Here is a 13,794-nt window from a genome sequence, read left to right as displayed (position 1 = left end):
ATCGGGTGAAATTCGGGGCTGTTTTGAAGATTTCTTGCATTTCGAATTAACGAACACACGGCATGCGTGTTGCTTGAAATCGAACACACTTTTAGATGAATGCGCCGAAATGACTGACAGCAACTCACAGCGGGTCGCCGGGAATCACGTCGAACATGGCCAGCTACCACCGAGTTCAAACTGGCGATCCCGGAAGGACTCGAACCCTCAGCCTGCTGATTAGAAGTCAGCTGCTCTATCCAGTTGAGCTACGGGACCGCTCGGCGCTGGTATGGCGCGAGAGGCAAACCCATTGCAAGTGGCCAGGCTCACTTTTTCTGCAACGCTTTCTCGATGGCCTCCAGCCGGGCGATGATCTCTGTGCGGTATTCATCAGTCGCGGCATTGCTTTCCTCGGCATGGGCGTCCTGCATCGAGTTCACAATCAGACCGACCAGCAAGTTCACAACAGCAAATGTCGTGACCATGATAAAGGGGACGAAGAAGCCCCAGGCGTATGGGTAAACCTCCATAACAGGGCGGACGATGCCCATGGACCAGCTTTCCAGCGTCATGATCTGGAACAGCGTATAGGCGGATTGCCCCAGACTGCCGAACCATTCAGGAAAGGACGGGCCGAACAGTTTGGTCGCCATCACCGCCCCGATATAGAAGATGATCGCCATCAGCACGAACACCGATCCCATGCCCGGCAGTGCGGTGACAAATCCCTCCACCACCCGGCGCAGGCGCGGCGCGACTGAGACAAGCCGCAAGACCCGCAAAATCCGCAGCGCCCGCAAGACCGACAAACCCGCAGAGGCAGGGACAAGTGAAATCCCCACAATTGCCAGATCAAAGAGGTTCCAGCCACTGCGGAAAAACCGACCGCCATAGGCAAACAGCTTCAACAGAATCTCGACCACGAAAAAAGCCAGACAGGCGGTATCGAGTGCAAGGATCAACGGACCGGCACGCGCCATCACTGCGGGTGATGTTTCCATCCCCAGAATGACAGCGTTGAAAAGAATGACGCCAATGATCAGCCCGCCAACCGTGGGATGCTCAACAAAAGCAGCGGTGCGCGCGCGCAAAGACATCAATGGCTCTCAGAAATGGCAGCTGCCGGGTGGCTCAATGTGTCCAGGCGCCGCGTCGGTTGGTGGCAAAGTTCTCGCCATACCCGCCGGGGCGAATATTGGCTTTGCGGGGCTTGGGTTCCTGAACGATGAAATCGATACCCTTTTCGCGGGCGTAATCAATCGCATCTTCCTTGCTGTCAAATGTCAGCTTGACCTGCGCCTGTGTATCGGCGGATGAAGTCCAGCCCATCAACGGATCAACCTCGCGCGCGGTCTCGGCCACATGTTCCAGCACCCAATGCTTGGTTTTGGCTGTGCCCGATGACATGGCCGTCTTGGCAGGTTTGTAGATTCGTGCGCGCATCATCGTCTCCGTTCCGCTGGCTCCTATATGTGCAAAAGGTGAAGGTTTCGCAAGCACCGCTTACGCCCACTCACCCCCGCGCATGACCGGCACCCGGTCGCCAGTTTTGGTGATCCCATCAATATCCACCGCATCCGATCCCATCATCCAATCCACATGGATGATGCTTTGGTTGCCACCTTTCTGTTTCAATTCTTCCGGTGACAGGACCGATCCACCCTCAATCGTATCGGCATAACACTGGCCCAGTGCGATATGGCAGGATGCGTTTTCATCAAAGAGCGTGTTGTAGAACAACGTGCCCGACTGGCTGATCGGGCTCGAATGCGGCACCAGTGCCACCTCGCCAATGCGGCTGGCCCCGTCATCGGTCTTCAACAGCTCGCGCAACACATCCTGTCCCTTGCTGGCCGTCGCCTCAACAATCCGGCCCGCCTCAAAACGGACGGCGATATCTTCGATCACACTGCCCTGATAGGCCAGCGGTTTGGTGGCTGCGACCGTACCCTCGACCTTATAGGCATGGGGGCAGGTGAACACCTCCTCGGTGGGGATGTTTGGCTGACACACCACCCCGTTCAGCGCAGGCGACGCACCACCTTTCCAGATATGGCCGTCCGCCAGACCCAGATGCAGGTCTGTGCCGGGGCCGGTATAGTGCAGTGCGTTGAAACTCTGGGCGTTAAGCCAATCGACGCGTTCTTTCAGCCGCGCCGTATGGGCCTTCCAATTGGCGACCGGATCATCCCCATCCAGCCGGGACGCCGCATAGATGGCATCCATCAGCTTGCCCTGCGCTTCCTCGACAGGCAGGTCGGGATAGACCTGCGCGGCCCAGCCCGGCGTGGGATAGGCGACGATGTTCCAGTTCACCTCGAACCCTACAATCGGGTCCATCGCCGGTTTCCGGGCAATTGCAGTTGCTTTGCTAACGCGGGCCACCTTGTCAGGGTCTGCGGCGGCCAGCAGCATCGGATCCTCTCCGGTGATTGCCATTCGGGCCGCCCCTTCCTTGAAGGCCTGGCCGAGACCTTCAAAAAACCAACCTGGTGCACGATCGAAACTCGCATCATTACCATGTTCGAACCGGGCGAGGGTCACCGCATCATCAGTGAAAAACGGCAAGACCTGCCCGGCACCGGCCTTGTAGGCATGCACGGCAATGCGACGCACCAACGGCAAGGCATCCACTGGCGCAGTGATAATCAAATCCTGCCCGCGCTTCAGATTGACACCAATCCGAACGGCAACTTCAGCGAGACGGTCAAGTTTTTCTGTATCAATATGGTCCGACATCGGTGCACCTCATTTTTGGATTGGCCCGAACCTATGGGTTACAGGGCCAAGGTCAACCAACGCCGTATTTCGGCCGATCTGGGTCGAAAGTGTTTCGGGGACGGGCAGCCATCAACAAAAAGGTTTACCAGCCGCCGAAAAGGCATCTACAATCAAGACACCCGACAACGATCTGCTTTGTCCGGGATAGTGCAGCTTGCCGGTATCAAGGCAAGGCGCAGCCCCTCTCATATCTCCCCACAACTCTGAGGCCATGAAAGATGATTTCAGCCGAATACTGCCGCCTGTCTGCACGCTACAATAGCTGGCAAAACAACTCGCTCATCACCGCAGCTGATGGACTGACCCATGCCGCACGCTGGATGGATCGCGGCGCATTTTTCAAATCCATAGCAGCGACCCTGAACCACCTCTATTGGGCCGACGCCCTTATGCTTGAGCGCATCAAGGGCAATGAACGCCCACAGGACACGATCACACATTCGCTCAGTAGCCCATCAGACTGGGCCGAATTCAAAGAGTTTCGCAGCAGGCGAGATGCAGAAATCGAAGAATGGGCAACGCGCCTTACCAATACAGACCTGCATGGTCGCGTCGCTTGGTATCCGCTTGACGGTTCAGAAAGGGTTCAAATGACCAAGGCGATCTGTGTCATACAGTTGTTCAATCACCAAACGCACCATCGGGGGCAGATACATGCCATGCTCGCTGCGGCGGGGGCCACCACCGACCCAACGGACATTCTGGCGATGCCGCAAGAAATAGACATCCGCGCGCGCTGACGAGCGTCCAAATGAAAAGGCCCACCCAAACCTGGTGAGCCCCAAATCACGCGGTGCAAACCGCTACTGAACGCGGGTCCAGGTGCCGCCGTCCCGGCAGATACCAAACACACAACCGGACACGGCGAGGGAGTTCCCGCTCAGTTGCAGACGCGAATTGTAGGTCTTGTCACGATCCGGCGAATACACCTTGCCGCGGTACTCGCCACCACCACGGGCAACGGTCTCCGAGATAATCGTGCTCCCGGTCAGGCCTGATGAAACCTCGCTTCCGGAGGAATCAAACGACCGCACGAGGGTTCCGCACAACGTAGGCCCACAAGGGGCCACCTGAATATGTCCGAAATTGCCATTGTCATCGCGCGACGTCTGCCAGACGCCTTCCAGCGGATCAGCAAAGGCTGCCCCGGCGATGCTTATGGCCGCAATCGCTGTCATCAAAATCTTCTTCATATGTCGTATCCCCATTGGTTTTGCAGTCAGCATGCGCGCTTGGCCCGCAACCGATCAAGTCTTACGTTAGGTCGCAGTGACGGCGTTGCATTCCCCCCGACCGCATGCATAAACACCCCAGACAGATGAAGAAGGCCTAAACATGATCCTTTATCCCGCCATTGACCTCAAAGACGGCAACGCGGTGCGGTTGGTGCATGGGGATATGGATCAGACTACCGTGTTCAACGACGATCCGGCGGCGCAGGCCCGTGCCTTTGCCGATGCAGGCTGCGACTGGCTGCATCTGGTGGACCTGAACGGCGCATTCGCCGGTGAGCCGGTCAATGCCGCCCCGGTCGAGGCGATCCTGGCCGCCTGCCCCGTGCCTGCCCAACTTGGCGGCGGCATCCGCGATATGGCCACGATTGAACGCTGGCTGGACAAGGGGCTCGCCCGCGTGATCCTCGGCACCGTAGCCGTCGAAAACCCCGATCTGGTCCGCGAAGCGGCCAAGACCTTTCCCGGACAGGTCGCTGTCGGCCTCGATGCCCGCAATGGCAAAGTGGCAACCCGCGGCTGGGCCGAGGAAACCGACGTGATGGTCACCGATCTGGCCAAATCGTTCGAGGACGTAGGGATCGCGGCCATCATCTATACCGACATCCTGCGGGACGGCGCCATGAAAGGCCCCAATATCGACGCCACAGCAGCCCTCGCCCGCGCCGTCACAATCCCGGTCATTGCCTCTGGCGGGGTATCGTCGCTGGACGATCTGACGGGCCTGAAAGATACCCGCGTCATATCCGGCGCGATTTCGGGCCGCGCGCTCTATGATGGGGCAATTGATCTGACCGAAGCCCTGAAGCTGCTGAAGGACTAGCCATGCCCGATGTCCGCGCTACCGATCTGCCCGACGTCAGCGAATTGCACGCCAGGCGCGTACCGGGAGATTTTCTGGATTGCTACAGCGTCCCCTCTGATATGAACCCACGACAAGCAGGCGAAGTCATCACCGATTTCCCCGGCTGGGCACAGTTTCTGCTGCTGATCCGCCGGATCATGACAGCCCCTTTCGGGCTGGACAATGACGGGCCACAGGTGACCGACAAGATCGGTATCTTTCCTGTCGAAAGCGAAACGGAAACCGAGCTGATTGCCGGGTTCAACGACAAACATCTCGATTTCCGGGTCTCGGTCCTGCAGCATGACGACCAAGTCAGCCTGGCCACCTGGGTGTCACCACACAATATCGGCGGTCGGCTTTATCTTGCGGCCATCATGCCATTTCATATCGCCATCGCGCGCAACGCGCTCGCGCGGGTGGCGCGCGCCTAGTTCGCGCTCATCGCCTTGTCGGTCAGCGCATTCAGCGCGCCATTCACCTTGGCCACGACTTCAGCATCCGGCGCGATATCCAGCCCTGCAAACAAATCCTCTGCCGGGCTCCACGTCATCTGTGTATTGCCGTCAGCATCCTCATAGGCCAGCACCCGCAGCGGCAGGACCAGACCTGCACGCAGATCATCCTCCATCGCCAAGGTGCCCAGCGCTGGATTGCCAAAGATCAGCAGCGTCGCATCCGGGATCGACTTGCCGACACTCTCGGCCCCGGCGGCATGATCGACACGGGCAAACACGGTGGCCCCTGCCCCGGTCACGGCCGCCTCCAGCCCATCAATGGTTTCTGCCACCGACAAGGGTGAGGATTTGACCACGTTCTCAGCAATGGCCGTGCTCGAAAGCCCGATCAGGGCGGTCGCAAAAAGGTTTTTCATAAAGTGCTCCCATTTCCAGTTCCCGACACCTATCACCACCCTCTTCCCATTTCGCCCCATTCCGCCTAGACCTCACAGCATGTTGAAAACACGGATCATCCCCTGTCTGGACGTCGCCGAAGGCCGGGTCGTGAAAGGCGTGAATTTCACGCAGCTGGTTGACGCCGGTGACCCGGTTGAAGCAGCGCGAGCCTATGATTTGGAGGGCGCGGATGAGCTGTGTTTCCTCGACATCATGGCTAGCCACGAAAACCGCGACACAATGTACGATCTGGTTACGCGGACGGCCGAAACCATTTTCATGCCCCTGACTGTCGGCGGCGGCGTTCGGACACATCATGACGTTCGTGCGCTCTTGCTCGCTGGGGCGGACAAAGTCAGTTTCAACTCTGCCGCGGTCGCGAATCCGAATGTCATCACAGAGGCCGCACTGCGCTTTGGCAGTCAATGCATCGTCTGCGCTATCGATGCCCGTTCCGTCAGCCCCGGAAAGTGGGAAATATACACGCATGGTGGACGGCGTGAAACGGGCATAGACGCAGTTGCGTTCGCGCAACTTGCAGCCAAGAATGGTGCCGGTGAAATACTGCTCACCTCAATGGACAAGGACGGAACAAAGTCCGGATTCAATCTCCTCCTAACAAAAGCAATCTCAGAAGCCGTTGATATTCCGGTGATCGCATCCGGCGGAGTCGGCACATTGGACCATCTGGTTGAGGGCGTGAAGTTCGGCGGCGCATCTGCGGTCCTCGCCGCCTCCATCTTCCACTTTGGCACCTACACAATCGGCGAGGCCAAGGCCCATATGGCCGCCCACAACATCCCGGTACGGCTATGACGCTCGATGACCTCGCCACCCTGATCGCATCCCGCAAAGGGGCCGATCCAGACAGCAGCTGGACCGCCAGACTGCTGAGCCAGGGTCCGGAAAAATGCGCCGAAAAATTTGGGGAGGAGGCCATCGAGGCGATCATCGAAGCCGTCAAGGGCGACAAGGCACGACTGACATCAGAAGCCGCCGATGTAATCTACCACCTTCTGGTCATGCTGACCGCACGTGACGTGACACTGAACGACGTCATGGCGGAACTGGAAAAACGTCAGGGCCAGTCTGGCATCGCGGAAAAAGCATCACGCTGAAACCGGACCTTTCTTTCTTCCCAAAATACTCCGGGGTGAGGCCGCAGGCCGAGGGGCAGCGCCCCTTACAACTTCGACGAAATGATGCCCGTGTTGAACCCGCCCATGCGCAATTCACCAAACAGGCGCTGATACTCAATCTTGGGGCATCGGTTCTGCACGACATCCACGCCACGGGCCCCGGCCACAGTCGCAGCATCCGCATTCTCCACCCCGATCTGCATCCAGACAGTCTGCAAATTCGGCCAACGGGCCAATGCGGCTGAAACAATCGGTGGCACGGCTTCTGATCTGCGAAAGATATCAACCATATCCACATCATCCGGCACATCGGCCACATCAGCATAAACCGTCTCACCCAGCAGGGTTTGCCCGGCCAGCCCGGGATTGACCGGAATAACGCGAAAGCCCTTGAGGCCCAGATAGCGGGCAACGTAATAGCTGGGCCGCACCTGATTGGCTGACACACCAACCACCGCAATGGTCTTTGTGCGTCGCAGGATGGCGCGCAGGAAATTATCTGAATACGTCATAAACCAAACGCTACCGTATCATCAGCCAATAAAAAAGCGCCCGGAAAAGACCGGGCGCAAGTTGTGGAACGAGGGACAGTGAGTTGAGATGCACGCGTTCCAACGCACATCTCCAAAAATTGAGATATGAACAGAAATCGCTGGAAAGAAGGGGCGTTCAGGCAAATGTGAACAGTCGTCAACTCAGCCATTCAAGACCGACGACCAGTTTTGATCTGCCATACGAATATGGGTCGCCGGATCGCTCAGCCACCGCTCTCGGGCCGCCATTGAGTGGTTGAGGTAAAGGCGATCTTCGTGGATTGCCCACGCCTCTGGATCAGAAGGGGCCAGAACACCCTGAGTCAGGGCCATGGCGCAATAGCCGCCATATTGTGGGGCAAAGGCACGGGGGTTCCGCTCAAACGCATCGCGGCTCGCCGGGCTTTCAAAACACCAGACAGCACCGCGCCACATCACTGTCAGACCGGCATGACCGGCCACAACCTTGCCCTTGCGAAAATAGGCCACGGGGTCCGACCCGCCAAGCGCCAACCCATGTTGGGAAAAGACGACAGGCGTTTCGGCCAGCAGTTGAGGCGCCAGAAACGGCGTAGCAAGAAATGAACCTATGACGGCCCGGCGGGTAAGCATCTGACAGGTCCCGACAGTTGAGGGTTGCGTCGATCATACCGTCAAATGTAGGCGGAATGGTGTCCTGCAAAGCCTCCTCGCCAAGGCGTGACCAACAGTGAAATCATGTTTCAGTCGAAAATGTCTTCCAGTTCATCCCAGATTTCCTCAAAGACCTTGCGCAGCAAACCCTTGCTTTTCTTGCGCTTTCGATACTTCGCCGGGCGGGCATAATGGCCCTTTTCAGGCGCTGATCTATGGTCCGGGCGGGTGGGCGTCGCCGCAGGCGCGGTTACCCGATCCGGCTCGGATCGTAACATTTTCATCGCCCGCAGCGGGGCACCACAATTGCTGCACGCCAATTCATGACGAGATCGGCCGCGCAGCACCAGCGCCGCCCGTGTTCCGCAATAACAACATGTCGCAATCTTCGTGGCAGCCATAACCCTGTCTTTCGTCAGCCTCTGGCTGCATATAGGGCGACAGCCGCCGCATTTGAAACGTTGAGCGACCCAAACGCCCCAACCGCGTCAATACGCACCAGCGCATCACAGGTCTCGCGGGTCTTTTCTCGCAATCCAGGCCCTTCAGCACCCAGCACAAGTGCGACGGCACGGTCGCGTCGGCCCTCCAGGGCGGCTTCAATGGTCTGGTCGGCCTCACCATCCAGACCCAGTAAAAGATAGCCCATATCCTTCAGCGCCGTCATCGTATCCGCCAGATTGCGCACCCGCAGATAAGGCTGACGCTCGAGCGCGCCACTTGCCGTCTTGGCGAGCGCGCCGGTCTCTGGCGCGGCATGGCGCTGCACAGCGATGACAGCGCGCGCGCCGAACACCTCGGCCGAACGCAAAATAGCCCCGACATTATGCGGATCCGTCACGCGATCCAGCAGCACAAGGCGCGGCGGCATTGTTCCGTCACCAAGGGCGATATCCTCCAAAGACCCCCAATTCAGAGGCTTGACCTCCAGAGCCGCCCCCTGATGGACCGATTGCGGGTCCAGCGGCGCGGCAAACTTGCGCGGATCGGAAATCTCAGGCTCCAGACCGCTTTGGGCAACCACATCGCCCAGACGTTCCAGCGCATTGCGGGTCACCACCAGACGCAATTTCTCCCGCGCAGGGTTCTCAAGCGCATCACGGACCGCGTGCAGACCAAACAGCCACACCGTCTCATTGGCCGCGACACGCTTGGCCTGCTCCTTGGCAATGACCCATTTGGGTTTTTTCATCTTCATTCCTATCTGCACCGGTTTGCGTGGGGCGATATAGCACCGGCACCGGGCTGTGAAGAGGATGAGGCGAATCCAGCACTTTTGCTGTTGACGCACCATGGGGCCGCAGGTAATCAGCCCGTCAGTGGGCGACAGGCCGCAAGGTGTGGCAGGGGACTGTAACTCCCTCGCGGAGACGCACGCCTGGTTCGATTCCAGGGTCGCCCACCATTTCGTTTCTCAACAGTGACTTAGACGCAAAGTTTGCCTGTGCACCGCATAAGTGAGCCGAATCCATGCGCCATGCAGCCCATTTAAGCACCTCAAGGCACGGTATTTTCTACTTCCGTTTAGCCGCATCAACGAACTAGTCGGGTCCCATGCCTTGAGCAATGAGCCAAACCAACGCTAGAAAACACTGCGTCAATTGTCCAGGGATCACCCCCTCATGCCTAGGTGCATCTTCTGCAATGATCGCAAAGGATCCAAAGAGCACCTTTGGGGTCGGTGGTGGCAAAAGCACTACCCAATACCCAAAGAGCGTCACTCAGCGCGACCCAAACACCTTGTTACGCTAGCTGATAAGAAAGGGCGACGTTATGTCGGAGCCGGCGTGTTCCAAAATGTTGGCGACACACTATCACAAACTACAAAGGTAATGTGTCAACGCTGCAACAACGAATGGGGCGGCGCTATCGAAGATGCCATGCAACGCTCATTCGTATCCATATATCTGAAAAATCGCGCTCCCACGAATGACGACGTGGTAGCGATTAGCCGCTGGATGTTTTTAAAGCTTTGCCTTCACAGACGCGCATACCAAATCAACCAACTCGCAGGTCTTGGATTTGAAGAAGGGCAAGCGTCGTGGGCAAATGGCATACGGTCGGGACAGCGTCAGAGACTCAGTTTTGACTTTCGCGCCACGAACTCCGCACCCGCTAATTACCACTTTTTCATTTGTCGGGGCTTGCCGCCTCTGCATTATGGTACCTTCAATTATATCCCACAAGACATCATCGTAATGAGAGCAAAGGATATTGAGGGAATTGGCGGCATGGAAACCTGTCTCTTTGCCGTAGGCGAGTTTCAGTCAATCGTGACAAGTGATCCAATTCTGTCATATAAACTGAGCTCCGCAAGAACTGGGCATACGAACGAGAAAGTCGTTCACAAACTACAATTGGATGAAGCAATCGAGCAGCTTAGAACGCCTGTGCATTTTCTCAATGTTGAAGATTACGTGCTGAACCACCTTGACAGAGGCAACGAAAAAAAGCTTAGGCGCAGCACCGCACAATGGAGGGATGCCACTTAGAGTCGGCAATGGACAGGCTGGAAGGCCGGGTTGGCGGCTTTAAAAGACGGTGTAAGCAACCTGAAACCGAAAAGTTCGCCTCAATTACACAAGAATTACACGACCGCTCGCTGGTATCGTCGAAAGTTTCCGCTAAGTCTTTGATTTTATGGTGCCCGGGGGCGGAATCGAACCACCGACACGAGGATTTTCAATCCACTGCTCTACCCCTGAGCTACCCGGGCACGGGTCACAGCACTGCTGTTGGGTGAGCGCTTCTTAGGCGAGGTGTGGGGATGTGTCCAGCCTGTTTGCCACAAAATTTCAACCGCTCCCCCCTTTGGCCCGGAGGTCTTGAAAACCCGCATTTCGGATTGCCTTCAACGAATGCTAAACAAGCATCATCAAAGCCTGCCAGACCTGCTTTTCCAGCGCCTCAACCTGTTTTCAGAAAGACCTTTGAATGACCGTAGAACACATCATCCGGCATGACAGCCGATTGGCCGGACGCGTCCACCCGCGCCAAGGAATTCACCTGATCCAAACCCATTGTGAAACCAATGAACAGATTGCGCGCCGGATCAGGGCGGCGGTCCATCCCGATCGCGCCAGCCCGCATCAGATGAACACCGAGATGCGGCGCGCGCGCGTTCCGATCCTGACCATTCTGGCCCATGGTGCGGATGTTGCGACCGGTCCGATCGACTGGGTGATGCAGGTGGGCGTGGACTATATTCACCGCGAGAATGCCCGCGCCTTTGGCAGCAGCATCCGTCACTGTATCACGGATCGCATCCGGGTTATGTGCTGCAACGCCGCCCGAACCGAAGACGCCCGCATGGCATGTCGTGAGCTTGCGGCGGGCGCAGGCGTGCCTGTCTATGCCAGCAACACCAATCAGGATTATGCCGAAGTGAACACCAACACCCAGTTCTTTCTGCAGGACATTACCGGTCAGCAGCAATGGGGCTGGATCCAGTTCGGCAATTGGGAGGGAACGGTCATGCGGTTTCCGGCAACAGGTGAACCGGGCGTTACCAGTTTCGAAGGTCCGCCACCGCAGGCTCACCCACCCGCATCGCATGGTCCGGATGTCTGCGGTTAGTGCGGCTTTCCGTCCGGTGCGTCGCGCAATTCACGCTCCAGGTTTTCGGCATCATCCGGATCGTCAGAAGGGATTGCGTAACCGCCGGTGAGCCATTTGCCCAGATCCCGGTCAGCACAGCGCTTGGAGCAGAACGGCCTGTAACGCGCCTCAGTCGGGCGATCACAGATTGGGCAAGCCATCACAGATCCCTAAACAGTCTGGACGGAAACGGCGCACGTTCCCGTTTGCGTTGCATCTCGAACAGGCCCATCGTGGTCCAGCCAATCAGTGAGGTTTCGATCGGGTCCGCCTTGAACGCCGCCCGCAGGGATTGTTCGACCTGTTTGCGATGCGCCTTTGACATGGACACGAAATCAACGCTGATCTGTCCCCCAAGCCCGCGCAGGCGCAAGGCGCGCGGCAGGGCGCGCGCAGCGGCCAGATTGGCCTTCAGAGCAGCACCCGGCGATGTGTCATTGCCGGTATTGACGTCGATAGCCACCATCGCGCGGGTCGGTTCGACATAAAGCGATCCTTCGGCAAGCGGCACCTTGGCATCAGCCAATGCGCCAACCTGATCCAGAACGCCGTGGCTTTCAAAGCTGCCGGGGTCTGTCACGATGCTCGCCGCCCCGGTCCATTCACGCCAGGCGAGCGTGTGCGGGCCATCGCCTTCGGTCAGGGCTTCGGGTGTGTCGCCGGTTGCGTCGGCCAGAACCGCATCGGCCAGCGCTGCCATGGCCAGGATATCATCGGCAATCTCTGCCTCGTCCGCGCCTTCGCAGGATGACCGCAGGATCAGACCGTGCGGTGCCTCAAACACCTCATGCGCGACGGCCAGAAGATTATCGCGCGTGTCCTCATCCGTGATCTGGCGCGAGATATTCAGCCCCGGTTTGCCCGGTGTTACAATCGCGTAGCGGCTTTTGAACAGCACCCTGTCGGTCACGGGCACTGCCTTGCCATCTTCGGCGTAGCCTGTGACCTGCACCAGTAGGGGTTGCCCGGGGCGCAGCCCTTTGCCTTGCCGCAGGAATGCTGTTTCGCCATCTGGCAGACGCAGCATCATGCCGCCCTGACCCTTGATCGGTCGGTCGCAGATACCCCGAAAGATCGCGCCGGGGCGCGGCGCATCGGCCACATCAATCAGCAGATCATCCAGCTTGCCATCGACCAGATAGGCGGCCGCTTCCAAATCGCCGATATGGTCCAGAACGATCATGCGCCCCTTCATGATGCCGCCCTCAGCACCGGATAGCCAGCAGCGGTGAGCAGCCCAACGGTTTCGGGCAAGGGCAATCCCATGACCGCGTGAAAAGATCCGTTCAGCCAAGTGATAAACGCGCTCGCCGGGCCCTGGATGGCATATCCGCCCGCTTTGCCCTGCCAGTCGCCTATGGCCAGATACCAGTCAATATCCGCATCTGACAGGCGTTTGACGGCGACCGTTGTCTGCACATCCTTTTGCCAGACATGACCCCCGCGTTTGACGGCCATCGCGGTGATCACCTTGTGGCGCCGCCCCGAAAGGGAGCGCAGGAACGCTGCCGCCTCAGCGGCATCAGCAGGTTTGCCCATGATGCGGCGGCCCAGGGCCACGGTTGTATCGGCGCAAAGGACGACTTCGCCCTCTGCCGCCGCAACGGCCGCGGCTTTTTCAGCGGCGATGCGATTGACATAATCGCGCGGCAATTCGCCCTTGCGCACATCCTCGTTGATATCAGGTGCACGGATGGCATCCGGGGTGACACCGATCTGCGCCAAAAGCTCCAGCCGCCGGGGCGAGCCAGAACCGAGGATGAGCTTGAGGTTGGTATCGGGACTGAGGGTGGTCATCGGCGCACTACCTCAGAGCGGTAAGCGCGTTTTGCCAGACGCAAAACGCTTACCCGCGCGGCACGAAGCGTTGCTTCATGCTACTTGAAACGATAGTTGATCCGACCCTTGGTCAGATCATACGGGGTCATCTCGACCTGCACCTTGTCGCCTGCCAGAACCCGGATGCGGTTCTTGCGCATCTTGCCTGCCGTATGTGCGATAATTTCATGGCCGTTTTCCAGCTCGACCCGAAACGTCGCATTAGGCAGGAGTTCCTTCACGACACCGGGGAATTCGAGCAGTTCTTCCTTGGCCATGTGATCTCCTGAGTTATACCGTCCGCTGATAGGTGCGAACGGCGCTTAAATGCGCCTCTGG

The 13,794-nt window shown here is 58.2% G+C and carries 20 protein-coding genes and 3 tRNA genes; 8 read left to right on the top strand and 15 right to left on the bottom strand.

Annotated features, from left to right (window positions below; translation table 11 throughout):
- Positions 1-181: 181 nt before the first annotated feature.
- From ACFWW2_RS18675 to ACFWW2_RS18660, 4 genes are all read right to left on the bottom strand, one after another.
- Positions 182-258 (bottom strand) — tRNA-Arg (locus tag ACFWW2_RS18675).
- 50 nt (positions 259-308) lie between these two features.
- Complete coding sequence (locus tag ACFWW2_RS18670; protein ID WP_393930556.1) at positions 309-1,079, bottom strand: ion transporter; 771 nt, start codon at positions 1,077-1,079, stop codon at positions 309-311.
- Positions 1,080-1,113: 34 nt separating this feature from the next.
- On the bottom strand, positions 1,114-1,425 hold the full coding sequence (locus ACFWW2_RS18665) for an ETC complex I subunit (RefSeq protein WP_393930554.1): 312 nt from the start codon (positions 1,423-1,425) through the stop codon (positions 1,114-1,116).
- A 60-nt stretch (positions 1,426-1,485) separates the two neighbouring features.
- Positions 1,486-2,721: an aminopeptidase gene (locus ACFWW2_RS18660; RefSeq protein WP_393930553.1), complete on the bottom strand. Its 1,236-nt coding sequence runs from the start codon at positions 2,719-2,721 to the stop codon at positions 1,486-1,488.
- 260 nt (positions 2,722-2,981) lie between these two features.
- Here ACFWW2_RS18660 and ACFWW2_RS18655 point away from each other — a divergent pair, with 260 nt between their 5' ends.
- Positions 2,982-3,503: a DinB family protein gene (locus ACFWW2_RS18655; protein WP_393930551.1), complete on the top strand. Its 522-nt coding sequence runs from the start codon at positions 2,982-2,984 to the stop codon at positions 3,501-3,503.
- A 63-nt stretch (positions 3,504-3,566) separates the two neighbouring features.
- Here the strand turns inward: ACFWW2_RS18655 and ACFWW2_RS18650 are convergent, their stop codons facing one another.
- The gene (locus ACFWW2_RS18650) at positions 3,567-3,956 is read right to left on the bottom strand and encodes a DUF2147 domain-containing protein (protein ID WP_393930549.1); all 390 of its coding nucleotides are present in this window, start codon (positions 3,954-3,956) and stop codon (positions 3,567-3,569) included.
- A 142-nt stretch (positions 3,957-4,098) separates the two neighbouring features.
- Between ACFWW2_RS18650 and hisA the strand changes: the two genes are divergently transcribed.
- Together hisA and ACFWW2_RS18640 are read left to right on the top strand one after the other, a co-directional pair.
- Positions 4,099-4,818: a 1-(5-phosphoribosyl)-5-[(5-phosphoribosylamino)methylideneamino]imidazole-4-carboxamide isomerase gene (gene hisA, locus ACFWW2_RS18645; RefSeq protein WP_393930547.1), complete on the top strand. Its 720-nt coding sequence runs from the start codon at positions 4,099-4,101 to the stop codon at positions 4,816-4,818.
- Between the two features lie 2 nt (positions 4,819-4,820).
- Positions 4,821-5,273, top strand: a complete 453-nt coding sequence (locus ACFWW2_RS18640) for a DUF2867 domain-containing protein (RefSeq protein ID WP_393930545.1) — start codon at positions 4,821-4,823, stop codon at positions 5,271-5,273.
- Here ACFWW2_RS18640 and ACFWW2_RS18635 read toward each other — a convergent pair.
- Positions 5,270-5,713, bottom strand: coding sequence for a DUF302 domain-containing protein (locus ACFWW2_RS18635; RefSeq protein ID WP_393930543.1), 444 nt, complete (start codon positions 5,711-5,713; stop codon positions 5,270-5,272). The genes ACFWW2_RS18640 and ACFWW2_RS18635 overlap by 4 nt on opposite strands.
- Before the next feature lie 79 nt (positions 5,714-5,792).
- Between ACFWW2_RS18635 and hisF the strand changes: the two genes are divergently transcribed.
- Together hisF and ACFWW2_RS18625 are read left to right on the top strand one after the other, a co-directional pair.
- On the top strand, positions 5,793-6,551 hold the full coding sequence (hisF, locus tag ACFWW2_RS18630; RefSeq protein ID WP_393930541.1) for an imidazole glycerol phosphate synthase subunit HisF: 759 nt from the start codon (positions 5,793-5,795) through the stop codon (positions 6,549-6,551).
- On the top strand, positions 6,548-6,853 hold the full coding sequence (locus tag ACFWW2_RS18625) for a phosphoribosyl-ATP diphosphatase (protein ID WP_393930539.1): 306 nt from the start codon (positions 6,548-6,550) through the stop codon (positions 6,851-6,853). Before hisF ends, ACFWW2_RS18625 begins: the two co-directional genes overlap by 4 nt.
- Before the next feature lie 65 nt (positions 6,854-6,918).
- On the opposite strand, the gene ACFWW2_RS18620 is transcribed toward ACFWW2_RS18625, so the two are convergent.
- The 4 genes from ACFWW2_RS18620 to rlmB all read right to left on the bottom strand — a co-directional run bounded on the left by ACFWW2_RS18620 (position 6,919) and on the right by rlmB (position 9,232).
- Positions 6,919-7,386: a CoA-binding protein gene (locus ACFWW2_RS18620; protein ID WP_393930537.1), complete on the bottom strand. Its 468-nt coding sequence runs from the start codon at positions 7,384-7,386 to the stop codon at positions 6,919-6,921.
- Between the two features lie 183 nt (positions 7,387-7,569).
- Complete coding sequence (locus tag ACFWW2_RS18615; RefSeq protein ID WP_393930535.1) at positions 7,570-8,019, bottom strand: YHS domain-containing (seleno)protein; 450 nt, start codon at positions 8,017-8,019, stop codon at positions 7,570-7,572.
- 110 nt (positions 8,020-8,129) lie between these two features.
- Complete coding sequence (locus tag ACFWW2_RS18610; RefSeq protein WP_393930533.1) at positions 8,130-8,441, bottom strand: hypothetical protein; 312 nt, start codon at positions 8,439-8,441, stop codon at positions 8,130-8,132.
- A 14-nt stretch (positions 8,442-8,455) separates the two neighbouring features.
- Entirely contained in the window at positions 8,456-9,232 is a 777-nt protein-coding gene (rlmB, locus tag ACFWW2_RS18605; protein ID WP_393930531.1) for a 23S rRNA (guanosine(2251)-2'-O)-methyltransferase RlmB, read from the bottom strand.
- A 129-nt stretch (positions 9,233-9,361) separates the two neighbouring features.
- Between rlmB and ACFWW2_RS18600 the strand changes: the two genes are divergently transcribed.
- Both ACFWW2_RS18600 and ACFWW2_RS18595 read left to right on the top strand, forming a co-directional pair.
- Positions 9,362-9,445: transfer RNA gene (locus tag ACFWW2_RS18600), tRNA-Tyr, on the top strand.
- A 382-nt stretch (positions 9,446-9,827) separates the two neighbouring features.
- On the top strand, positions 9,828-10,532 hold the full coding sequence (locus ACFWW2_RS18595; RefSeq protein ID WP_393930528.1) for a hypothetical protein: 705 nt from the start codon (positions 9,828-9,830) through the stop codon (positions 10,530-10,532).
- Positions 10,533-10,681: 149 nt separating this feature from the next.
- Here ACFWW2_RS18595 and ACFWW2_RS18590 read toward each other — a convergent pair.
- Positions 10,682-10,756 (bottom strand) — tRNA-Phe (locus ACFWW2_RS18590).
- Between the two features lie 218 nt (positions 10,757-10,974).
- Between ACFWW2_RS18590 and ACFWW2_RS18585 the strand changes: the two genes are divergently transcribed.
- Positions 10,975-11,616, top strand: a complete 642-nt coding sequence (locus ACFWW2_RS18585) for a hypothetical protein (protein ID WP_393930526.1) — start codon at positions 10,975-10,977, stop codon at positions 11,614-11,616.
- Here the strand turns inward: ACFWW2_RS18585 and ACFWW2_RS18580 are convergent.
- From ACFWW2_RS18580 to infA, 4 genes are all read right to left on the bottom strand, one after another.
- Positions 11,613-11,798 (bottom strand): DNA gyrase inhibitor YacG, encoded by a 186-nt coding sequence (locus ACFWW2_RS18580; protein ID WP_393930524.1) that lies wholly within the window; start codon positions 11,796-11,798, stop codon positions 11,613-11,615. The genes ACFWW2_RS18585 and ACFWW2_RS18580 overlap by 4 nt on opposite strands.
- Positions 11,798-12,832 carry a ribonuclease E/G gene (locus tag ACFWW2_RS18575; RefSeq protein WP_393930522.1) on the bottom strand — a complete coding sequence of 345 codons (1,035 nt, stop codon included), beginning with the start codon at positions 12,830-12,832 and terminating at the stop codon, positions 11,798-11,800. The genes ACFWW2_RS18580 and ACFWW2_RS18575 overlap by 1 nt, the downstream gene beginning before the upstream one ends.
- Positions 12,829-13,434: a Maf family protein gene (locus ACFWW2_RS18570; protein ID WP_393930520.1), complete on the bottom strand. Its 606-nt coding sequence runs from the start codon at positions 13,432-13,434 to the stop codon at positions 12,829-12,831. Before ACFWW2_RS18570 ends, ACFWW2_RS18575 begins: the two co-directional genes overlap by 4 nt.
- An 80-nt stretch (positions 13,435-13,514) precedes the next feature.
- The gene (gene infA, locus ACFWW2_RS18565; RefSeq protein WP_007205486.1) at positions 13,515-13,733 is read right to left on the bottom strand and encodes a translation initiation factor IF-1; all 219 of its coding nucleotides are present in this window, start codon (positions 13,731-13,733) and stop codon (positions 13,515-13,517) included.
- Positions 13,734-13,794: the final 61 nt, after the last annotated feature.

It is taken from the genome of Yoonia sp. R2-816, from assembly GCF_046762905.1.
GTDB lineage: Bacteria > Pseudomonadota > Alphaproteobacteria > Rhodobacterales > Rhodobacteraceae > Yoonia.
This window is presented reverse-complemented; position numbering and strand designations above follow the sequence as displayed.